This window comes from Pseudoalteromonas sp. SS15 (genome assembly GCF_049257195.1).
GTDB lineage: Bacteria > Pseudomonadota > Gammaproteobacteria > Enterobacterales > Alteromonadaceae > Pseudoalteromonas.
The window spans coordinates 120,930-142,193 of record NZ_JBMMUD010000007.1 but is presented as its reverse complement, the minus strand read 5'-3'; the positions used below and the strand labels follow the sequence as shown (position 1 = coordinate 142,193).

At 42.0% G+C, this 21,264-nt stretch carries 18 protein-coding genes; 5 read left to right on the top strand and 13 right to left on the bottom strand.

The window, feature by feature from the left end:
* Positions 1-68: 68 nt before the first annotated feature.
* Both AAEU28_RS15515 and AAEU28_RS15510 read right to left on the bottom strand, forming a co-directional pair.
* Positions 69-758 (bottom strand): HNH endonuclease, encoded by a 690-nt coding sequence (locus AAEU28_RS15515; protein WP_421964943.1) that lies wholly within the window; start codon positions 756-758, stop codon positions 69-71.
* 1 nt (position 759) lies between these two features.
* The gene (locus AAEU28_RS15510; RefSeq protein ID WP_421964942.1) at positions 760-2,154 is read right to left on the bottom strand and encodes an AAA family ATPase; all 1,395 of its coding nucleotides are present in this window, start codon (positions 2,152-2,154) and stop codon (positions 760-762) included.
* A gap of 308 nt (positions 2,155-2,462) precedes the next feature.
* Between AAEU28_RS15510 and ylqF the strand changes: the two genes are divergently transcribed.
* From ylqF to AAEU28_RS15485, 5 genes are all read left to right on the top strand, one after another.
* Entirely contained in the window at positions 2,463-3,407 is a 945-nt protein-coding gene (gene ylqF, locus AAEU28_RS15505) for a ribosome biogenesis GTPase YlqF (RefSeq protein WP_058031349.1), read from the top strand.
* Between the two features lie 1,016 nt (positions 3,408-4,423).
* The gene (locus AAEU28_RS15500; RefSeq protein ID WP_421964941.1) at positions 4,424-5,725 is read left to right on the top strand and encodes a GntP family permease; all 1,302 of its coding nucleotides are present in this window, start codon (positions 4,424-4,426) and stop codon (positions 5,723-5,725) included.
* An 88-nt stretch (positions 5,726-5,813) separates the two neighbouring features.
* Positions 5,814-6,602, top strand: coding sequence for a TIGR00266 family protein (locus AAEU28_RS15495; RefSeq protein WP_421964940.1), 789 nt, complete (start codon positions 5,814-5,816; stop codon positions 6,600-6,602).
* Between the two features lie 193 nt (positions 6,603-6,795).
* The gene (gene fusA / locus AAEU28_RS15490; RefSeq protein ID WP_421964939.1) at positions 6,796-8,883 is read left to right on the top strand and encodes an elongation factor G; all 2,088 of its coding nucleotides are present in this window, start codon (positions 6,796-6,798) and stop codon (positions 8,881-8,883) included.
* 188 nt (positions 8,884-9,071) lie between these two features.
* The gene (locus AAEU28_RS15485) at positions 9,072-9,464 is read left to right on the top strand and encodes a hypothetical protein (RefSeq protein ID WP_421964938.1); all 393 of its coding nucleotides are present in this window, start codon (positions 9,072-9,074) and stop codon (positions 9,462-9,464) included.
* A gap of 52 nt (positions 9,465-9,516) precedes the next feature.
* On the opposite strand, the gene AAEU28_RS15480 is transcribed toward AAEU28_RS15485, so the two are convergent.
* The 11 genes from AAEU28_RS15480 to ubiE form a co-directional block, all read right to left on the bottom strand.
* Positions 9,517-12,501 carry an ExeM/NucH family extracellular endonuclease gene (locus AAEU28_RS15480; RefSeq protein WP_421964937.1) on the bottom strand — a complete coding sequence of 995 codons (2,985 nt, stop codon included), beginning with the start codon at positions 12,499-12,501 and terminating at the stop codon, positions 9,517-9,519.
* Positions 12,502-12,646: 145 nt separating this feature from the next.
* Positions 12,647-13,657: a porphobilinogen synthase gene (gene hemB, locus AAEU28_RS15475; protein WP_421964936.1), complete on the bottom strand. Its 1,011-nt coding sequence runs from the start codon at positions 13,655-13,657 to the stop codon at positions 12,647-12,649.
* 9 nt (positions 13,658-13,666) lie between these two features.
* Complete coding sequence (locus AAEU28_RS15470; protein ID WP_421964935.1) at positions 13,667-15,502, bottom strand: sensor domain-containing diguanylate cyclase; 1,836 nt, start codon at positions 15,500-15,502, stop codon at positions 13,667-13,669.
* Between the two features lies 1 nt (position 15,503).
* Positions 15,504-16,292 carry a TatD family hydrolase gene (locus AAEU28_RS15465; RefSeq protein ID WP_421964934.1) on the bottom strand — a complete coding sequence of 263 codons (789 nt, stop codon included), beginning with the start codon at positions 16,290-16,292 and terminating at the stop codon, positions 15,504-15,506.
* A complete protein-coding gene (locus AAEU28_RS15460) occupies positions 16,292-16,786 on the bottom strand; it encodes a hypothetical protein (RefSeq protein WP_421964933.1) in 495 nt (164 codons plus the stop codon). Before AAEU28_RS15460 ends, AAEU28_RS15465 begins: the two co-directional genes overlap by 1 nt.
* Positions 16,783-17,529 (bottom strand): twin-arginine translocase subunit TatC, encoded by a 747-nt coding sequence (gene tatC / locus AAEU28_RS15455; RefSeq protein ID WP_421964932.1) that lies wholly within the window; start codon positions 17,527-17,529, stop codon positions 16,783-16,785. Before tatC ends, AAEU28_RS15460 begins: the two co-directional genes overlap by 4 nt.
* A 12-nt stretch (positions 17,530-17,541) precedes the next feature.
* Positions 17,542-17,874, bottom strand: a complete 333-nt coding sequence (gene tatB, locus AAEU28_RS15450; RefSeq protein WP_349284853.1) for a Sec-independent protein translocase protein TatB — start codon at positions 17,872-17,874, stop codon at positions 17,542-17,544.
* Positions 17,875-17,879: 5 nt separating this feature from the next.
* Complete coding sequence (gene tatA, locus AAEU28_RS15445) at positions 17,880-18,110, bottom strand: Sec-independent protein translocase subunit TatA (RefSeq protein ID WP_130256614.1); 231 nt, start codon at positions 18,108-18,110, stop codon at positions 17,880-17,882.
* Positions 18,111-18,167: 57 nt separating this feature from the next.
* Positions 18,168-19,769: a ubiquinone biosynthesis regulatory protein kinase UbiB gene (gene ubiB, locus AAEU28_RS15440; RefSeq protein ID WP_421964931.1), complete on the bottom strand. Its 1,602-nt coding sequence runs from the start codon at positions 19,767-19,769 to the stop codon at positions 18,168-18,170.
* A gap of 10 nt (positions 19,770-19,779) precedes the next feature.
* The gene (locus AAEU28_RS15435) at positions 19,780-20,382 is read right to left on the bottom strand and encodes a ubiquinone biosynthesis accessory factor UbiJ (RefSeq protein WP_349284851.1); all 603 of its coding nucleotides are present in this window, start codon (positions 20,380-20,382) and stop codon (positions 19,780-19,782) included.
* Between the two features lie 8 nt (positions 20,383-20,390).
* A complete protein-coding gene (gene ubiE, locus AAEU28_RS15430) occupies positions 20,391-21,146 on the bottom strand; it encodes a bifunctional demethylmenaquinone methyltransferase/2-methoxy-6-polyprenyl-1,4-benzoquinol methylase UbiE (RefSeq protein ID WP_421964930.1) in 756 nt (251 codons plus the stop codon).
* Positions 21,147-21,264: the final 118 nt, after the last annotated feature.

Below are 21,264 nucleotides of genomic sequence, written 5' to 3'. Positions count from 1 at the left end.
TTCGATATCGAGTATTTTTGAGCTTTTCTAGTAGGCAACCCCGTAGATCATGCAATACCTTAATTCTATCAACCTGATGTATGGTTTTTAGATAAAGCCTCTTGAAGAGCCCTTTCTAAAAAAGTATTTTCTAATTCTTGTATTGAACTGACATTGTATTTGCGGAACATGATATCGGTAGCCCTCACCCCAACCCAAAAAGTTTCATTTAAATTAAACATTTTCAGGGTAGCTGAACCATGAGGGGATGAATCGACGACACAAATATTACCACCATCATCAACTTTTAGATGCTTACTTCGGTCGTCTAAATAAGGATGGACAATAATAAATGCGCAGTCTTCATAAACAGGTGCTAATTCGGCTATAGTATCTGTCGTGCCTTTGTAATTAGAGCTATTGCAAATTGAGCAAGCTAAAACTAAATTTTCTGGTTGGAAAGTAAACTGCTTGTATTCACTCTTGGGAGCTATATGTTCTCTTTCAATTTTATTTTTTCCCAGTTCTCCGACTCTGGCATCAAACTTAAAACCACAATAGTAACAATACCCCTCCTGAATATTAGTCAGTTCATCCTTTATCTTTTTAATGAGCTGGTTTCTGTCTGTACGCCTAACTCCAATTGAATTTACTGCTCCAGACCAAATTTGGTCATGTGATAAGTCTGAGCTGATAAGTGTTTCAATCCATTCCTTTTCTTCATCAGTGAAAACTATTTTTTTTGGCATTTTATCAATAAAGTTGAATACATCGCTCATACTAATCCCCTAGCTCTTTGCTTAGCTTTTTGGCTTTCGTAATTATGACACTGAGTGGGTCAGTGCTCTCAAAGTTGAATTTTTCAACTCTTGAAATAGCTTCCTTAAATTCTTGGGGGTCTTTACTTGGTTCGGATAGAAAGTCGATAATAATTCTTAAATCAAGTTCCAAATATTTATTTCTGTATCCTGTGGTACCAAAAACTCGATATAAGGTTTGTTCTGGAGACCAACCATATGAGTCTAGATCTAGTCGGGTTACTTCGACTTGTCTTGAATCCACACAGGGGTTTAGCTTTAGAATGAGGGAGTTCTCACTACTGACATTTGATAAAATAAAGTGAGAGTGAGTCGCAATGATAGAATGACAGCCTTTGTAAGCAGACAGAGCAATGTCTAATAAATTCGAAAACTCTATTTGCCAATTAGGGTGCAGACTAATTTCTGGTTCATCAATTAATACAACGGAATTATCTTCCACATTGGCAATAATAGATAAGAAAATCTTGAGTATGTTAAATTCTCCAGAGCTTGCTTGATTCATATCGTAGCCACTTGAAGAGAATAATGAGAGCGTATCAATGGAAAGAACGTTGTTTTTTAATAGTTCAGTTATAAACTCTAAATACTTGACTTTATTATCGTGATTGCTCTTGTCTTTCAGTTTAACTTGTATTTTCCACTGACCACTATTTATTTTGTTTACAGCATCTCTGGCCCAAGCTCTATGTGTTTTACTAAATTCAGTATTGATATATTTATTAAAAGACTTAGAGTCCAGTCGTTCTTTACTAGATACTTCTTCCTTACCTTCTACAAATCTATCGTTAAATAGCTTAAAGTTTCTTCCTTTTTTTAAACTAACATCGAAATCTTCAGAAAACCCTAGTTCCTCCAGAACATTAACGGAAGAATCTATTTTTTTAGGATCTCCATAAATTTTAACCAGAGATAATAAAATACTTTCTTTTAGCGTTGAAAAGAAAATGTTATTGGTTGTTGTTTTCATTCCTAGATAGATATATTGAGATGAATATCTGATACTATTTTTATTAATGAATGGAAAGCGATCCTGACTTGTTGATGTAATAGCTAAGAGCTTATTTATTTGTATTGATTGCTTTTTTGATTGTCGGGATATTTTTTTGTTATTTATATTATCATCTATAAGTAAGTCGTAGTCATATTGAAGGTCTTTGGCTGCTTTATCTTTGTCTTCTGAAAACTCAATCGTTAACGCATCAGCTATACACTCAAGTAAATTGCTCTTTCCGCAACCGTTTTGACCAATAAGAATGGTTTTGCGGTTCTTTATATTCTCTCCATTAAACCCTAAAGGGATACTTGTAGACCCAAATATGTTGTGATTCTCTAAATTAAGATCAGTTAAATACATTCTATTTCCTTAGATTTAAACTATAAGTCCAATATTTACAGTTACTTAATCTTTAATCAATTGTTTTTAGGATTTGACCAAAGCTTATAAAAGAATCCTTCTTTTGAGTTTTAATCATTAAAGAAGTTGTTGCGGGGTAGTACTTTTTACCGGATAGGCCTTTGAGCTTTATAAAAGCACTTAATTGTGTAGTAGAATAGCAGAAGTTTGTTGAGGTACTGCTGCTGTATAGAAAGCTTTTAGTACCCCATGTTTTACCCCAAAAGACATGAGTTATTTTTAAAGTTATTTAAATACAGGTGGTTATAATGGCAATACAGTGGTTTCCTGGGCATATGAACAAGGCTCGCAATGAGATTAAAGAGATCATGCCGCAGATGGATGTGATCATCGAAGTTTTAGATGCGAGGATCCCGTATAGCAGTGAAAACCCAATGGTGTCTGCGCTTCGCGGTGATAAGCCGGTCATCAAAATTATGAACAAAGCCGACTTGGCTGACCCTGAGCTTACCAAGCAGTGGATGGACTATTTTGAACAAGAAAGTGGTGTAAAAGCCATTGCGTTTGGTCATGATAAAGGTGCTGAAGTTGCTAAGGTAAACGAACTTTGTAAAAAGCTCGCCCCACATAAAGTGGGTGCAGATAAGCAGCTAAAAGCTATGATCATGGGTATCCCGAATGTAGGCAAGTCAACTTTAATTAACCACCTTGCTGGCCGTATTGTGGCGAAAACCGGTAATGAACCTGCGGTGACTAAATCTCAACAGCGTATTCGTCTAGAAGATGGCATCATGCTGTATGACACACCAGGTATGCTTTGGCCAAAAGTTGAAAATGAAAACTCGGGTTATCGTCTAGCGGCGACTGGTGCTGTAAAAGACACGGCGATGAACTATGAAGAAGTCGCCAGCTTTACTGCTGAGTACCTGCTGACAGCCTACCCTGAGTTATTAAAGTCACGTTATAAAATTGATGAATTACCGGAGCAAGATTGGGAGTTCGTCGAAATGGCGGGCCGTAAACGTGGTTGTATTCGCGGTGGTAACCAAGTTGATACCCATAAGATGTCTGAAATCTTAATCAATGAGTTACGAGATGCCATTATTGGTCGCATCACTATGGAAACACCCGCGATGCGTGATGAAGAAGAAATTATGGTTGCTGAGCTGCGCGCTGCGGCTGAAGCGAAAAAAGCCGCAAAAGAAGAAGAGAAAAAACTACGCCGAGCGCGCGCGCGAAAGAACCGCCGCTAAATATTCTCGTATATTGCAGACATAAAAAAAGCCCGTTTAGGGCTTTTTGTGTTTCATATCTACCGTCACCGATATGAGCAATGTAGCAAGTAAAATGTGTTTGGAAAAAAGTGAAGATATCGCGAGGGGCGTTGCGATATCTCACTCCCTACCATGGCTTTAACGTGGCAACACGTGTTTCAGGGTCGAGAAACAAATTAGAGTAAAGTAACAAAGTAAGCCGTCAATCTCGCTTTGTTGAGATTGATTATCAATTAGATTATCAAATGTGTCAACAGTCTTTTTGAAAATAATTCTCATTTATTTTTAAGTGGCTAAGTTCGGGAATTTCAGGCATAAAAAAAGCCCAATTAAGGGCTTTTTGACTTTTCATATCTACCGTCACCGATATGAGCAATGTAGCAAGTAAAATGGGTTTGGCCGCCAACACTGGATAACAAGGGGCGCGTTAAAAAGTGTTATTGGCCAATGCTGTTAACGTGTGTGCATCACGAATTCTGGGTCGAGAAACAAGATTCAGTAGCGTGCCTTGTCTTGTTGAGATTGATTATCAATTAGATTTATGCATGTGTCAATAATTATTTGAAAATAATTATCATTTAGATCTACTCTAAAGAAAACATAAAATTTAGACATAAAAAAAGCCCTGTTAAGGGCTTTTTGACTTTTCATATCTACCGTCACCGATATGAGCAATGTAGCAAGTAAAATAAGTTTGGCCGCCAACTCAGCAAAAAACAGGGGCGTGTTAATTTGAGTTCTTGGCCTGCAATGTTAGCGTGTATGCATCACGTATTCTGGGTCGAGAAACAAGATTGTGTATCGTGCTGTTGCCTTGTTGAGATTGATTATCAGTTAGATCTTAAAAAGAGTCAATATTTATTTAAAAATAATTCTCATTTAGCTTTGTGCGAAATTGAGAGTACGCTTCACTTACTGTGTTGTGTACTTTTTCGGCTAAATCTCCTAACTTGTAGTTATCTGTAAAACAAAAATAAAAATGAACAGGTGACACTATGTTGAGTTCAATGGGGCTAGCACTTGCGCTGATCGCATTAATCGTACTGACACTGAGAGGTGTTAATTTATTTATTTCTGCCCCTTTGTGCGCTGTGGTTGTCGCGTTATCGAGTGACATACCTTTATTCCAAATAAGTGATCAGGCAAGCTTTGTAACTGGCTATATGAGTGGCTTTGCGAGCTTTGTGCAAGCTTGGTTTTTAATGTTCTTGCTGGGCTCTTTGTTTGGCAAATTGATGGAAGATAGTGGTGCGGCAGACGCGGTTGCGCGTTATATCGTGAATAAACTCGGTATGAAGTATGCGGTGCTGGCTGTTGTACTTGCATGTGCTTTGCTCACTTATGGTGGTGTGAGCGTCTTTATTGTGGCGTTCTCGGTTTATCCTATGGCATTGAGTTTGTTTAAAGATGCGAACTTGCCGCGTCGATTTATCCCTGCGGCATTGGCGTTTGGCTCTGTGACTTTCACCATGACATCGGCAGGCTCCCCCGAAATTCAAAACTGGATCCCGATTAAATACCTCGGTACATCACCTTATGCCGCATGGCAAGAGAGTTTGGTTATTGCCATATTTATGGCGGGGCTCGGGTATGTATTACTGCAATATATGATTAAACGTGCCATAGCAAACGGAGAGCAATTTGAGGTGCGAGATAATGACCCCGAAGCAACACGCAATAAGTTGCCAAGCCCAATCACAGGCGTTATCCCTCTTTTAGTCGTGCTGGCGCTATCTTTTACCTTACATGAAACACTGCAGCAAAATGCTTTAATTGTGGCTTTACTCGGTGGGGTGATCAGTTTGTTCATTATCAACTTGAAATACTTTATTAATATTGAAGTTGCGGTGAATCAAGCAACAACGGGTGCTTTAGTTGCAATTGGCAATACTGCAGCTGTTGTTGGCTTTGGCGCAGTGGCTAAGCTAACCCCTGCATTTCAAGATGCTGTCGTTATGATGACGCAGATCCCCGGGCACGAATTAATAGGTGCCGCGATAGCGGTGAGTGTGATTGCCGGCTTAACAGGCTCAGCATCTGGTGGCCAAGCCATCGCTTTACCTTTGGTGGCGCCACATTATATAGAGTTAGGTGTTGAAGCTGATGAATTGCACCGCGTAGTGGCAATAAGTTCAGGTGCCATAGATACCTTGCCACACAATGGTTATGTGGTGACAACCATACGTGCGATTTGTGGAGAAAAACACCAAGACGCTTATTGGCCTTTAGCTATGCTCACTGTGGTTGTGCCGTTAATTGGCTTAGCGTTGATCTTAGGGTTATTTATTGTTTTTTAACTTTGCTTACAATTTAAGGCTGTTAAAAATGGTGTTTTTAAGCGCAAGATAACAGCCACAATCATGTTCAATCTAGAAGGATTACACAATGCGATGTCATGAAATAGATTATGAAATAATCGGCGAGTCAATGCAGATGGTCGAAGTCGAACTAGACCCGCGAGAAACCGTTATCGCGGAAGCTGGGGCAATGAATTATATGGAAAGCGGCATTGAGTTTGAAGCCAAAATGGGTGACGGCTCAGAACCTGAACAGGGTTTTATGAGTAAGCTATTCAGTGCAGGTAAGCGGATGATCAGTGGTGAGTCGCTATTTATGACGCATTTTACAAACAATGGACATGGCAAAAAGCGTGTCGCATTTGCCGCGCCTTTCCCAGGTTCCATCATACCTTTAGATATGGCTGAGCTTGGCGGTTCTGTTTATCTTCAAAAAGACTCTTTTCTGTGTGCGGCTTTAGGCACCAAAGTCGACATCGCATTTCAGCGCAAACTTGGCGCGGGCTTTTTTGGTGGCGAAGGCTTTATTCTTGAGCACTTGCAAGGTGATGGTATGGCCTTTGCCCATGCAGGCGGTACGGTCATCAAAAAGCAGCTTAATAATGATACATTGAAATTAGATACAGGCTGTGTAGTCGGTTTCAGTGAAGGCATTGAGTTTGATATTGAGCGTGTGAGTGGTCTAAAAAGTATGTTCTTTGGCGGTGAAGGGCTATTTCTAGCAACTTTATCTGGCACTGGTACCGTGTGGATCCAGAGTTTACCTTTCTCAAGGTTGGCCGACAGAGTGATCCAGCATGCGCCAAGTCAAGGAGGTAGCCGCCAAGGTGAGGGCTCAGTACTTGGTTCAATTGGCGATATAATCGATGGCGATTAACCCTAGAAACCCTTTTATTTAAGCGCTTTTCAGTCTCATTCGATTTAAATGCATCGAGTGAGGCTTAATTCTTTTCAAGAAAAATCACTTTTTAGCAAATTGTCTGCATTTTAGACGATATCTAGGATGATGTTCACCGAAAGAGGTGATATACTCCCGCCGAATAATTTTCTACTTTAAATAGAGTAAAACAATGGCAGATTTATCGAAATACAGAAACATTGGTATTTTCGCGCACGTTGATGCGGGTAAAACTACCACCACTGAGCGTATCCTAAAGCTTACTGGTAAAATTCACAAAACTGGTGAGGTTCACGACGGTGAGTCAACTACTGACTTCATGGAGCAGGAAGCTGAGCGTGGTATTACAATCCAGTCAGCAGCTGTAACTTGTGAGTGGAAAGGCCACCGTTTAAACGTTATCGATACTCCTGGACACGTTGACTTCACAGTTGAAGTATACCGTTCACTTAAAGTACTTGATGGCGGTATCGGTGTATTCTGTGGTTCTGGTGGTGTTGAGCCACAGTCAGAAACTAACTGGCGTTATGCGAACGAATCAGAAGTAGCACGTGTTATCTTCGTAAACAAACTAGACCGTATGGGTGCAGACTTCTACCGCGTAGTTGGTCAGGTTGAGAAAGTACTTGGTGCTAACCCACTAGTTATGACTCTTCCAATCGGTATCGAAGACCAGTTCACTGGTGTTGTAGACGTACTAGAGAAAAAAGCATACGTTTGGGATGAGACAGGTCTTCCTGAAAACTATGAAGTAACTGACGTTCCAGCTGACATGGTAGACAAAGTTGAAGAATACCATGAGATGCTAATTGAGTCTGCTGTTGAGCAAGACGACGATCTAATGGAAGCGTACATGGAAGGTGAAGTACCTTCACTAGAGCAAATCAAAGCTTGTATCCGTAAAGGTACACGTGACCTTGCTTTCTTCCCTACATACTGTGGTTCTGCATTCAAGAACAAAGGTATGCAGCTAGTACTAGACGCAGTTGTTGACTACCTACCGTCTCCAACTGAAGTTGATCCACAGCCTCTAACTGATCCTGAAACTGGTGAGCCTACTGGTGAAGTAGCAACTGTTTCTGCAGATGAGCCACTTAAAGCGCTTGCGTTCAAGATCATGGACGACCGTTTCGGTGCACTTACGTTCATCCGTATCTACGCTGGTCGTATGAAGAAAGGTGACACTATCCTTAACTCAGCAACTGGTAAAACAGAGCGTATCGGCCGTATGGTTGAGATGCAAGCTGACGAGCGTAACGAACTTACTGAAGCACAAGCGGGTGACATCATCGCTGTTGTTGGTATGAAGAACGTTCAAACAGGTCACACGCTATGTGATCCTAAGCACGAGTGTACACTTGAAGCGATGATCTTTCCTGATCCAGTAATCTCAATCGCTGTTGCACCTAAAGATAAAGGTGGTAACGAGAAGATGGGTATCGCTATCGGTAAGATGGTTGCAGAAGATCCGTCATTCCAGGTTGAGACTGACGAAGATTCAGGCGAAACTATCCTTAAAGGTATGGGTGAATTACACCTAGACATCAAGGTAGACATCCTTAAGCGTACTTACGGCGTTGAGCTAGTTGTTGGTCAGCCTCAGGTTGCTTACCGTGAAACTATCACTCAAGAAATTGAAGATAGCTACACGCACAAGAAGCAATCAGGTGGTTCTGGTCAGTTCGGTAAGATCGATTACCGCATCAAGCCAGGCGAAGTTGGTTCAGGCTTCAAGTTCTCTTCTTCAGTTGTTGGTGGTAACGTTCCTAAGGAATTCTGGCCTGCAGTTGAGAAAGGCTTCGCATCAATGATGCAAGAAGGTGTTCTAGCTGGCTTCCCAGTACTAGACGTTGAAGTTGAACTATTCGACGGTGGTTTCCACGCAGTTGACTCATCAGCAATCGCGTTCGAAATCGCAGCTAAAGGCGCTTTCCGTCAGTCTATCCCTAAAGCGGGTGCACAACTTCTTGAACCAATCATGAAAGTTGACGTATTCACGCCAGATGACAACGTAGGTGACGTAATCGGTGACCTTAACCGTCGTCGTGGTATGATCAAAGACCAAGAAGCTGGCGCAATGGGCGTTCGTATCAAGGGTGAAGTACCTCTATCTGAAATGTTCGGATACATTGGTCACCTACGTACTATCACGTCTGGTCGTGGTCAGTTCTCAATGGAATTCTCTCATTATGCACCATGTCCGCAAAACGTTGCTGACACTGTAATCGCAGCTGAGAAAGAGAAAAAAGCAGCTAAGTAATTAGTCTTTTTTATCTGATTTTAAAAACCGCTTGTTTTACAAGCGGTTTTTTTATGTCCGAAATATCTCATTCTATTTTCGTATAAAACATAGTTGAAAAAGGGACATCGGCTAAGTATTATGCCGATTCTTAAAATAGTGTAACTATTTTAGTACCAGCTTTGTGATACGTATAATGGAGTCGTGTTGTGCACACTGTGGATTTAAATTCGAATAAAATATTGCTTCTAATTAGCTTCTCATTAGGTTTGTTCTGCTTAGTACTCGTCAATTTTGAGCTAGTGACATTTCAACTACTCAAATGGTTGGGTTTAGCTTTGGTGTCATCTAGTGTCATCGTGGCAACGCTTCAGCAAAAAAATAAGCTGTTTGTGCACATTGATAAAGCCGGTATCAGTTATGGTATTGGTTTTACAGTGAGATATATTCATCAAGAGTCAATTGAGTCAATTTCATCTCACACAAGCTTACTTGGAGATGTACTGACTGTAAGAACTCGAGATAATCGTGTTGTCCGCTTTTATGCTTGGCAGGTCAGTGAGACTGATTTATCTAAAGCAGAGCGTTTACTGGCTTTATAGTTTTCATAAAAAATGCGCCCTAAGGCGCATTTTTTATTGTTGTAAATACAGACTATTTACGGCGACGACGCAAGAAAGCGAACGGTGTCGCAAGTAGGCTTAACCAAGCTAAGTTACCGCTGTCGTCTTCATCAATATCAAGGACGTTAACCGTCACTTCAACTGCTTCTGATAAGTTACCAGCAGCATCTTCAGCTTGTACTGTGAATGTGATTGCACTATTCGTTTCAAAATCAAGCTCACCCGCGACCATTAATTTACCTTGTTCGTCGATCTTCACAAGCTCAGTGCCTTCAATAATCAGTTTAGTTACCGCAGTGTTATCACTGAACTCTAACGTGCCAATCTCTGTATCCATCTCTGCGTTTTCTGCGATTTGGAAAGTTTGATTAGCAGCAATGACTGGGCTGGTATCATCAATATCAAGGATATTCAGCGTCACCTCAACCTTGTCAGAAACATTACCCGCAGAGTCTTCAGCTTGTACTGTAAATTTAATTACACTATTCGTCTCGTAATCAAGTTCACCAGCAACCATTAACTTACCTTGCTCGTTGATCTTTACAAGCTCAGTACCTTCAATCATAAACTTAGTAACTGGTGATAGGTCAGCATCGGCATCAGTAAATACTAATGTGCCAATTTCCTTATCCATTTCAGCATTTTCTTCGATTTGGAAAGTTTGACCTGTAGTAATGACAGGTCGAGCATCAACAGTCTTGATTTCGATAACAACCGGGTCGTGATCTGATGAGCGGTATGCATGATCAGCATAGTAATTTGCTAGCTGGGTGTCAGACTTATATTCAGTGCTATAGTCAAATACCGCTGGCTCATCCGCATTAATGTGCCAATCAGTTGCGTCTGTTACTTTCTTCAGAAGGCTAGCAGATGCTACTGCATGGTCTAGGCTACCTAGGCGGCCAGAGAAAGTATAAGAGTATCCGAGGTTATCGCCATCAACGTGGTTCATTACATTTGCAAGACCTTTGTCTGCAAATGCTTTAATTGGATCTTCCATCGCGTACGCATTCATGTCACCAACAAGAATGATATCTGCATCTTCATTGCCTGTTGGATAAGTCATTAGCCAGTCAGCGAACTTATTCGCACCTTCAGTACGGATTGCGTTCCAACAGCCTTGACCATCGCCTAAATCAGCATTATTGCCTTCAGCGCTACGGCAGCCGCCTTTAGATTTTAAGTGTGCTACTGCAACTGTGAACTCTTCATTCGTATCCAGCTTTCTGAAGCTCTGTGCAATTGGTGGGCGGTTGCTATAATCAAATGGTGCTTCAGTCGTAAAGCTTGCCGTACCAGCTTCTTCAACAACGTCTTTACGATAAATGATCGCTGTTGTGATGTCGTCTGTACCAATCTTTTCTGCATTGAAGTTCACGAACGCATAGTCACTGTCTGATTCTGCATTAATTGCTGCGACCAGATCATCAATTGCACTCAGTTCACCAAAACCATCGTTCTCGACTTCCATCAAACCGATAACATCAGCGTTTAATGCTGTGATAGCAGAAACAAGTTTAGCTTGTTGGCGCTGTAATTCTTCTTCGTTATCTGCACCACGAGGGGTAGGGAAGCCAGCGCCTTCACCATCACCATTGAAGTAGTTTAATACGTTGAAGCTGGCAATACGTAGATCACCCTCACCTTTTAACTCAGGTGCTTCAGTACGCTCATTACTGTTTACAAACTCAAGATCAACGGTTGGGTGAATACGATACTTGTTGAAGCTGTAGCCGATAACACCGGTTACGCTATTCACAGTGTCGCCTAAACGTAAGCTGTTGTAAGCACTTAAGCCATTCTGCGGGTATTTAGGGTCAAGATTTTGCTTTGTAGAGCCATCATCTAGAAGGATTTCTTTTAATTTATTTTGTGCTTCTACTGCATTAGCTGCATCACCAGGAAAAGCAACTTGCGTGCCTTGATAAAGACGCTCTGTACCAAGCGCAACTTCACCATAGCGGCCTAAACCGTATGTGTTATTTACGTACAGCTGTTGGTCAATACTAACTAGCATGCCTTCAAAGGCTTCTAAATCATCTAAAGCGGCTACAGGCAGAGTAAGTGCTGCTGCAGAGATATCAGCTGTACCACAGCTTTCTGCACGAGTGACATTGCCAATCTGCGTCGCACTGTAATACTCTTGCACAGTGCCTTCTAAGCGCACAATGTCACCAACTTTTACATCTAATTCCGAGTAGTAAACAAAAATACCTTCAGAGGTCTTCGCATCTTTATCAATATCTTTTTCTAATGATTGAACAAAGAAGCCTTTTAATTGGTCGTCAGTTTGTAGGTCAGCTGTTACGACCGCTTCAATAATAACCACTTGGTCTTTAAGTGGGCTTTCGTCAGTATTGCCTTGGATCGCATTAATCGTAGTGTATGCGTCGTTACATACTAGCGGCTTAATTGGCTCAGGCGTATCACCACCGTCACCACCATTTGTAGCACCATGGGTACCTATACCAGAGAAGTCATTTTGGTCGAATTGCTCCCACTGCTCACTTGGGTTGAAAGCAGACGTCGCATCTGTGCGGCCTGAAGTGATGCTTGCTTTACGGCGCAGAGTTTTGTTGGCTGTGGTTACACCGCCCTCATCCCATGCCGAGCCTGGATCAACACCTAGTTGGCCAAAGCTATCAACAATTGCACCGTCTTTAGTAAGCACTAACGCATCATCGCCATTGAAATACGTAATAGTTGAGTCGATGTTAGCTTTTGCTTTTAATTCATCAACAGAACCGGCATTAACTATGACATAGGTCGCATTTGCAGCAAGTGTACCGGTTAAATCTAGAGTTTTAGTAGGCGCCGATAGGTCACCATTACCATTTGAGTATAGAGAGATAGTGTAACCGTCAAGAGAGAGTTCAGCACCAGAGGTGTTATATAACTCTACTGCTTTGTTGTTTGAGCTACCTTCTACATATTCAGAGATAATAAGATTTGCTTGCGCAGGAGCTGTTGCGGCAGCCACTAATAGAGCAAGGGGTTTTAAGCTTGTTTTAATCATTTTGTTCCCGTGTATATTTTGATTATTAGCTAAATGGGGACATTAGCCTACGCGGAGTATGTTACATAAAAATGACAAAATGTTAATGTTTAAGGTAAATAAAGAGCGAAAACTCTACGTTTACACTCTTTATTATATGTGGTTTTTATTGCTCTTTTAACCAGATGGCTGCTTGCTTAGCAAAGTAAGTCAGAATGCCATCAGCGCCGGCACGCTTAAATGCCAGTAGCGATTCCATGACGCATGGTTTTTCTGCAAGCCAGCCGTTATCAATCGCTGCTTTATGCATGGCGTATTCACCACTTACCTGATAAGCGAAAGTTGGTACACCAAACTCGTCTTTTACGCGACGTACCACATCTAAGTAAGGCATGCCTGGTTTAACCATCACCATATCTGCACCTTCTTGCAGATCTAGTGCAACTTCACGAATGGCTTCGTCTGAGTTAGCAGGGTCCATTTGATAGTTCTTTTTATCAGCGCCTTTTAAGTTACCTGCAGAGCCGACTGCATCACGGAACGGACCATAGTAGCTTGACGCATATTTTGCAGAATACGCCATGATGCGTGTATGAATGTGACCTTCAGCTTCAAGCGCTTCACGAATGGCGCCGATGCGGCCATCCATCATATCCGAAGGCGCTACAACATCAGCTCCGGCTTCTGCATGTGATATTGCTTGTTTGACCAAGATCTCAGTGGTGATGTCGTTCATCACATAGCCCGTTTCATCAATGATGCCGTCTTGACCATGCGTCGTAAATGGGTCAAGTGCGACATCGGTGATCACACCAAGGCTTGGACACTCAGCTTTTAAGGCGCGCACTGTTCGCTGTGCTAATCCTTCAGGGTTGTAGGCTTCTTCCGCATGGAGTGATTTCTTATCAGCAGGTGTTACTGGGAAGATTGCAATTGCAGGTACGCCTAGCTCTACCAACTCTTTTGCTTCTTCTACGAGCAAGTCGATAGATAACCTTTCAATGCCAGGCATAGATTCAATGGCCTCACGGCGGTTTTTCCCTTCAAGTACAAAAACTGGATAAATCAGGTCATTCACGGTTAATTGATTTTCACTCATCAGGCGACGAGAGAAGTCATCACGACGCATGCGACGCATACGAGTATAAGGAAATAAATCTAATCCTGATTGAGCCATTCTATTCTCCTAAGGCTGATAGATTCTAACTTGGTTGCGGCCTTGCTTTTTAGCTTCATAGAGGGCTTTGTCAGCAAAGTCGGTATAAAGATGTGGTGATTTAGGGTCGATAGCAACCGCACTATAAACGCCAGCGCTGAGCGTCAGATTGACGATTGCTTTATCGAGCTTTAATTGGAATTCGTCAACGGTACTGCGGATCTGCTCGGCAATTTGTTGCGCACCTGCAAGCTCGGTGTTCGGTAGTAACATGACAAATTCTTCGCCGCCATAACGAAAGACTTCATCTGAAGGGCGCTGTAAGTGCGATTTGATGATATCTGCAACGGCGCAAATGGCTTTATCGCCACTTAAGTGGCCATAGGTATCGTTAATATTTTTGAAGTGATCTATGTCTAACATCACGACACTTAATGTACTTTGCTCTCGCCTAGAGCGTCTTACTTCCATTTGTAGGCGTTTATCGAAATAGCGACGGTTTTTAATTTTAGTAAGTGGATCTTCGATGTTGATCTGTTCAAGCTCACGGTTTTTATCTTCAAGCTCTCGTAAAGTGACCTGTAATTCGAAGGTGCGTTCATCAACGAGTGCTTCTAAGTCAGCTTGAGTTTGCTCTTGTAGTTTAAGTTTTTCATTAAGCAGAACATCTTGGGCTTGGCTATGGGCCAATTTAGCTTGTTGGGCCTCGACCTCAAGGTCTCGTTCAGAAATAAACTGTCTTACCAGGGCAAAACTAAGAATTAAGCTCACAATGAAGTAGCAAAAATAACTGACAGGGGTACTCAGTTGCGGCCCTGAAAGAAAGCCTAATTCAAAACTGACTTGATGCGCTAGTGCAAATAGCATGAAAGCAAACATGCTAATAAAACAAGGTGTATGCTGCTTGTAAATCACCCATTGACTAATAAATACCAGCATAAGCGCTGTAATCACAACAAAGCTAAGGATATAACTTGATGCCAAAGCAACATCAATTGGCAATAGGCCTAGAGTAAGCGTGAGTACAGCAATTACAAGATAGGCATAGTGCTTAGGTAACGAAAGTACTTTTTTGAGCTTTGGTATCTTTATGTAAGGTTTCAATAAAGGAATTAAGGCACTGCTCGAAAGTAGGATTAGCAAAGGTTGTGCGTATTGTTGTAGCCACTGCCAATTGCCATACAAATAGCGATAGCTAAAGCCGTAGAGGTGAATGTTGAGTAACCAAAGTAAACTCACAAATGCTGTCGCATAAAGAAAGTAAGGCTTTTTTGTAAAAGAGAACAGCGCCAAATGCATCAGTGCTAGGGCGATAATAAAGCCGGCAAAAATACCGTAAATCAGATTGAATTTGCTTTTGTACTTTATATATTCAATAGGGTGCCACAGACTCAAAGGTACATTGATGGCACCCGAGTGTTCAATATTGAGATATAAAATAGCATGCTGTTGTGCTAGAAGCTTTATGGGTACTAGTTGTGCCTCGTGCTTTATCGGTCTTTTTACAAGCGGTAGTGCATCGCCTAAAACGAGCGTGATAATTGAGTTGTCTTGCGTGGCAATATAGGCGGTGACTTTATCGAGTAAGATATTATCAACACTTAATAATAAGTCGATATCACTGACAGAGAGATTCTTAAGAGAAACTTTAAGCCATAGTGGCTGAGTGGTTTTGCCTAAGTTAAGTGGCTCTGTTGCTTCATCTGTCCAGTTAACGTTTTTTTCAATCAGTTGTTTTAGGTTTTTGCTATCATCTAGCGTATAGGCGTATGGTAGTTGTTTTTGATAGCGAAAATCATTGCCTACCTCTAATGCCGAGCTAAAAAATGAGCTGAAAAGTAATATAAATGACAGCAAGATACGCATATTACTTGTCCCTATTAGACAAAAATAAACGTTGAAAGTTATTGCGTGTGATCTCTGAAATATGCTCGATTGTTTGCCCTCTTAGCTCTGCTGCTACTTTCGCAACTTCTTGCAAAAAAGCGGGTTCGTTACGGCGGGATTTTGGCTTAGGCTTTAAGCTACGAGGTAGCAGGTAAGGCGCATCGGTCTCGAGTAAGAGTCTGTCATCTGGGATCAAAGGCAATAGTTTTTGCAATTGTTCGCCACGGCGCTCATCACATAACCAACCAGTAATACCAATCATTAAACCGTAGTTTAAATAGTACTCTAGCGCGTTTTGTTCTCCGGTAAAACAATGCAGCACGCCTTTGACTGGAGTGCGCTCTAACTGCGCACGCATACTATTAAAGGCATCTCTTTCATGAAGATATACAGGCATATCCAGGTGCTGAGCGAGCAGTAGATGTTGCTCTAAAACTGCATTTTGGCTATCGCGAGGAGAAAAGTCACGATTAAAATCAAGACCGCACTCTCCAATTGCAACCACTTCATGATGTTCGGCCAAGGCGCGGATCTGCGCCACAAAATCTGCTGGTGCATCTTTCGCATCATGAGGGTGGATCCCCGCCGTACTCACAAAACCATGCTGTTTGGCAAGCGACAAGCTTTCATGACTAGATTGAAGACAGCAACCAATCAACAACATATTGTCTATGCCGGCCTCACCAGCACGTACAAGCATCTGGGCTCTGTCTTTATCGAACTGACTGCTGGTTAAATTGATACCTGCATCGATGAAACGATTCTGCATTACTGAATACGTTTAACTTGTATGAGGCGGTTGGTATTTGCTTTTTTCATTCTGAAAGAATCAAAAACACCGCGGATGATAATGACTTCATCGCCCTCCTTAGCCGTAAATCGGTCTGAACCCTTTTGCTTCCATATTTGGTCATTGCTCAAAGTGAAAGTACGTTGTCCTCTCGGGTTCTTTGTTATTTTTACAACCGTAGAGCGGATCTCATCTAGCTTTTTAGCCGCGGCTTGTTTGCTTTTCTCTAGCCCAAATTCATTAGCTTTGTTCTGAGGTTTTTCAGCCACTTTTGGTGCTTTAGCTGGTTTATTCTTTTCGGTTTTCGTTACTGATTGAGAAATTTTCTTGCCGGCGATGACTTTGTCATAACACATTAAGCGCTTTAAGTCGTTTTCTACTAGGCTGCACGCCTCTAGGGCTTGCACATTAATCTGAGAGGCATAGCCAGACGTAGAGAGTAACAGAAGCGTTGTCATTAGTATTTTTTTCATAGCTCTTCTTCCTGTTGTTCAGTTGTTTTTTTTGTATAAAAAGCCGCTAATATAAGACCTAATTCAAATAACAATAGCATAGGTAATGCGAGTAAAGTTTGCGATAGCACATCTGGCGGTGTTAAAAACATCGCAACAACAAAAGCACCGACAGCAATATAAGGACGTTTTTCTCTCAAGCTTTGTGTTGTTGTTGCACCACTCCAGCATAACAACATGATGGCAACAGGGATCTCAAATGCGACACCAAAGGCAAAAAATAATTTTAAGATAAAACTTAAGTAGCTACTGATGTCGGGAGAAAGTGTCATCATCTCGGGACCAACACTGGTAAAAAAACCTAGAATGATTGGCATGACAACGAAATAACAAAAAGCAATACCTGAGTAAAACAGCACAATACTCGACACCAAAATGGGGACCAACATGCGCTTTTCATGTTGATAAAGACCGGGGGCGATAAAACTCCACACCTGATGCAAAATGAAAGGGATGGCAGCAAACAAGGATATAAACAAGGTTAACTTGAATGGCGCGAAGAAGGGGGCCGTCACATCAGTTGCAATCATGGTGCTGTTTTCAGGCAAGCTCTGTACAAGCGGATCAGCGACAAAAGCATATATGTCGTTAGCAAAGTAAACTAAGGCAATAAATATCAATAAAATACTGAGTAACGCTTTCATTAAGCGATTACGCAGCTCAATTAAATGGCCAATAAACCCGCTTTGAAGCGATTCGGACATAGTGGGTGCTCGTTATTTCTGATTATCGTTTTTCTGCTCAACGGGGGTGTGTTGAACGGGTTGTTTATAGCTGTGTTGTACTGATTCAGCGGCCTTTTTAAGCTCTTCAACTGACTCTTTTAGTGCTGGTGCTAAATCTTCCATATTTTGTTGCTCAGCCTTTTTAAGGTTGTTGTGCAACTCATGAATTCGCAGCTCCTCATTGACTTCAGCTTTAACAGAATTAGCCACTGATTTAATGGTTTTAATCCAGCGGCTGACAGTTCTAATTGCGACGGGCAGTCGTTCAGGGCCCAACACAACGAGGCCGACGATTAAGACGACCACTAATTCCCACATACCCATAAGGGTTAAACCTTATCTTTTTGCTTTTCTTCAGCTGCTTGGGTTTGCTGTTGACTGTTGTCTTTAAGTTGCTCAGGCTTGCTGTTTTGGTCTTCATCAGCAACGGCTTTTTTAAAGCCTTTTACTGCATTACCTAAATCGCCACCAATGCCGCGTAGTTTTTTAGTACCAAACAAAAGCACAATGATCGCTAAAACAATCAGAAGTTGCCAAATACTAATTCCACCTACACCCATAATGACTCCGTATGAAAGATTAAATAAAAGTTGATTATACGCTCAGTGAGCAAAATATCACCCTGTTTTACGCCACGCCGCTAGAAATGCGCCGATTGATGCGATTAGAGTAATGGTGCTCAAGGTTGTCTGCGCTGCTAAAAAGCTGAGGCCAGAGACAATTAACAAGCTAGAAGCCAGCATTCCCAATAAAATAGGCTTTTGAGAGCTTACAACAGGCTGCACGGTATGCTGCTTTTTTTGTTTCAGATTTTGATAGATTAAATCTGGTAGTTCAGGCATCTTTTCTGCCCAAAATGGTAAGTTAGCATACATTTGTTTCAGTACTGAGACAGGGCCCACTTGTTCTTTGACCCAATTTTCTAAGAAAGGTTTCGCCGTTTGCCAAAGGTCGAGCTGTGGATAGAGTTGTCGACCTAACCCTTCAACATACAATAAGGTTTTTTGTAACAATACCAATTGGGGCTGTACTTCCATGTTAAAGCGGCGTGCCGTGTTAAACAGATTAACCAACACATGGCCAAATGAAATCTCAGCAAGCGGTTTATTGAAAATGGGCTCGCACACCGTACGAATGGCAAACTCAAACTCCTCAACGCAAGTATCGGCGGGCACCCAGCCCGAATCAACATGTAACTGCGCAACTTGGCGATAGTCGCGGTTAAAGAAGGCAATAAAGTTTTCTGCTAAATAGCGCTTATCTTCTTTATTTAGGGTGCCGACGATGCCGCAGTCGATGCCAATATATTTTGGGTTTTCAGGATGTTCACGAGAGACAAAGATATTACCAGGGTGCATATCGGCATGGAAAAAGCTGTCTCTGAATACTTGGGTGAAAAAGACTTCAACGCCACGTTCAGCGAGTAATTTTAAATTGGTATTTTGCGCTTCAAGGGCGTCAATATCTGATACAGGAATGCCGTAAATGCGTTCCATCACCAGTACATTCTTGCGTGAGTAATCGCTGAATACTTCTGGAATATAGAGTGCGTCAGAGTCTAAGAAGTTGCGTCTTAGTTGCAGGGCATTTGCCCCTTCACGTTGCAGGTCGAGTTCATCTAATAAAGTTTTACGATACTCTTTTACTACTTCTGCGGGGCGAAGACGACGCGATTCACCAATAAACTTGACGATGACTTTGGCAACTTGTGCCATTAAAGATAAATCGGCATGAATTTGTTTTTCGATATCAGGGCGAATGACTTTTATGACGACATCCTGAGTACCTGACTCAAGTTCTAGGGTTGCAGTGTGTACTTGGGCAATTGACGCAGACGCCAACGGGGTTTGCTCAAAATTAGCAAAAAGCGCATCGATGCTATTAATCTCTAACGCTTGCTCAATGAGTTCTTGTGCCTTGTGGCCTTCAAACGGCTCTACTTTGTCTTGCAGTAGGGCTAGTTCGCGAGCGATATCATCAGGCAGCAAGTCACGACGTGTAGACAGCATTTGCCCAAACTTGATCCAAACTGGGCCAAGAGACTGTAGGGCTAGGCGAAGGCGATACCCCAGAGGTTTATCTTTATGCTGATTTTGCAGCCAAAATAAGCTATTTCTGGCGGCTTTTGCAAACCAAGGGAATTTGTCTTTCGGTATGAGGTCGTCAAGGCCGTATTGCAGAAGGGTTTTTGTAATATGATACAAACGCGATGCAGACAAAATAGCTCCCTTAGCGATTTAAAAGTTGTTCAATACGTTGTTCGAGTTGCGCAGCATGTTGTTTTATAGCGCGTGTATGTTGTTTAAACTGTTGCAATTCTAATGGGTGAATCGCCACTTTCAGCTCATCTTGCATAAGTTGCGTGAAAGTGCCAGCAAAGGTTGTGGCACTGTGACTTAAACACGCTTTGGTTTGTTGGCCTTTTTCGACGATGAGTTGTGCTGGGGCATCTCCGATGTAAGCGGATAGATGTTCAGCCCAATCAATGTCTAACTTGGCAAAAGCACCGCTATATGCCTGTGCTAAGTGCAAGTCACCTTCTAAATCCAGTTTGTCCTGACGAATAAGTTGTGTCATGACACTGGGATCTTTGAGCTCAGGTAAGGTCTCTAAGTGTGCACTGATCTTACACTCAGCTTGCTCTTGGTAGTTGTTGAACAGCATAAACTGTCTACCAGTGAAAGTGAGCGCATAGGTCGTATGCCAGTCCCTAATCTCGACGGCCAAGGTTTGATGCTTAACCTGATCAAGCGCTAGTTTTAAGCTGGGCTCTTTGTCTAAAAGCAGATTAAGCGCATTTTCAATGGCTGCGCAGGCAAGCGTCGTCAGCATAGTCGATCCTAGTACTTAAAGCCTCGGTGCAATGCGACGATGCCACCTGTCATATTTTGATACGTTGCTTGTTCGAAGCCCGCGTTTTCCATCATGCCTTTAAGTGTTTCTTGATCTGGGTGCATACGAATAGATTCAGCAAGGTAGCGGTAAGATTCGCTGTCATTGGCAACCAATTTGCCCATGTTTGGCAAAATATTGAAAGAATAGAAATCATATAACTTTGAAAGTGCTTCGTTATCTGTTTTAGAAAATTCTAATACCAGTAAACGACCACCCGGCTTAAGAATGCGGTACATAGAGCGAAGCGCGGCGTCTTTATCTGTAACGTTACGTAAACCAAATGCAATGGTGATCACATCAACACTGTTATCAGGGAATGGCAGCGCCTCGGCATTCATTTGCACATATTCAATGTTGCTCACTAAGCCTAAATCACGCAGTTTATCACGGCCCACTTTTAGCATAGAGTCGTTAATGTCGCCTAAGATAACTTGACCTGTGTCACCAACCAACTGGCTGAATTTTGCCGTTAAGTCACCGGTACCGCCTGCTAGGTCTAAAACACGATGGCCTTTACGAACACCTGCACTGGCAATGGCTTGGCGTTTCCAAAGGCGGTGAACACCAAACGACATAAGATCGTTCATGATGTCATATTTGGCCGCAACGGAGTGGAATACATCGGCAACCATAGAGGCTTTTGCTTCGCGGTCAACGGTTTTATAACCAAAATCAGTGGTATTGTGTTGCGACTCTTTCATCTTTGCTTCTCTAATTGTTTGGCATTGAGTTTCAAGCCATAGTGTACTTGATTGCGGCTAAGAGGTGCAATTTATAACAGATGAATTTGCGCTTGTTTCTGTAAATTTAGGCTTTGTT

What these genes read in the sequence shown, in the direction of transcription:
- AAEU28_RS15515 (WP_421964943.1), bottom strand. Translation starts at nt 758, where the DNA reads ATGAGCGATGTATTCAACTTTATTGATAAAATGCCAAAAAAAATAGTT.
- AAEU28_RS15510 (WP_421964942.1), bottom strand. Translation starts at nt 2,154, where the DNA reads ATGTATTTAACTGATCTTAATTTAGAGAATCACAACATATTTGGGTCT.
- ylqF (WP_058031349.1), top strand. Translation starts at nt 2,463, where the DNA reads ATGGCAATACAGTGGTTTCCTGGGCATATGAACAAGGCTCGCAATGAG.
- AAEU28_RS15500 (WP_421964941.1), top strand. Translation starts at nt 4,424, where the DNA reads ATGTTGAGTTCAATGGGGCTAGCACTTGCGCTGATCGCATTAATCGTA.
- AAEU28_RS15495 (WP_421964940.1), top strand. Translation starts at nt 5,814, where the DNA reads ATGCGATGTCATGAAATAGATTATGAAATAATCGGCGAGTCAATGCAG.
- fusA (WP_421964939.1), top strand. Translation starts at nt 6,796, where the DNA reads ATGGCAGATTTATCGAAATACAGAAACATTGGTATTTTCGCGCACGTT.
- AAEU28_RS15480 (WP_421964937.1), bottom strand. Translation starts at nt 12,501, where the DNA reads ATGATTAAAACAAGCTTAAAACCCCTTGCTCTATTAGTGGCTGCCGCA.
- hemB (WP_421964936.1), bottom strand. Translation starts at nt 13,657, where the DNA reads ATGGCTCAATCAGGATTAGATTTATTTCCTTATACTCGTATGCGTCGC.
- AAEU28_RS15470 (WP_421964935.1), bottom strand. Translation starts at nt 15,502, where the DNA reads ATGCGTATCTTGCTGTCATTTATATTACTTTTCAGCTCATTTTTTAGC.
- AAEU28_RS15465 (WP_421964934.1), bottom strand. Translation starts at nt 16,292, where the DNA reads ATGCAGAATCGTTTCATCGATGCAGGTATCAATTTAACCAGCAGTCAG.
- AAEU28_RS15460 (WP_421964933.1), bottom strand. Translation starts at nt 16,786, where the DNA reads ATGAAAAAAATACTAATGACAACGCTTCTGTTACTCTCTACGTCTGGC.
- tatC (WP_421964932.1), bottom strand. Translation starts at nt 17,529, where the DNA reads ATGTCCGAATCGCTTCAAAGCGGGTTTATTGGCCATTTAATTGAGCTG.
- tatB (WP_349284853.1), bottom strand. Translation starts at nt 17,874, where the DNA reads ATGGGTATGTGGGAATTAGTGGTCGTCTTAATCGTCGGCCTCGTTGTG.
- tatA (WP_130256614.1), bottom strand. Translation starts at nt 18,110, where the DNA reads ATGGGTGTAGGTGGAATTAGTATTTGGCAACTTCTGATTGTTTTAGCG.
- AAEU28_RS15435 (WP_349284851.1), bottom strand. Translation starts at nt 20,382, where the DNA reads ATGCTGACGACGCTTGCCTGCGCAGCCATTGAAAATGCGCTTAATCTG.
- ubiE (WP_421964930.1), bottom strand. Translation starts at nt 21,146, where the DNA reads ATGAAAGAGTCGCAACACAATACCACTGATTTTGGTTATAAAACCGTT.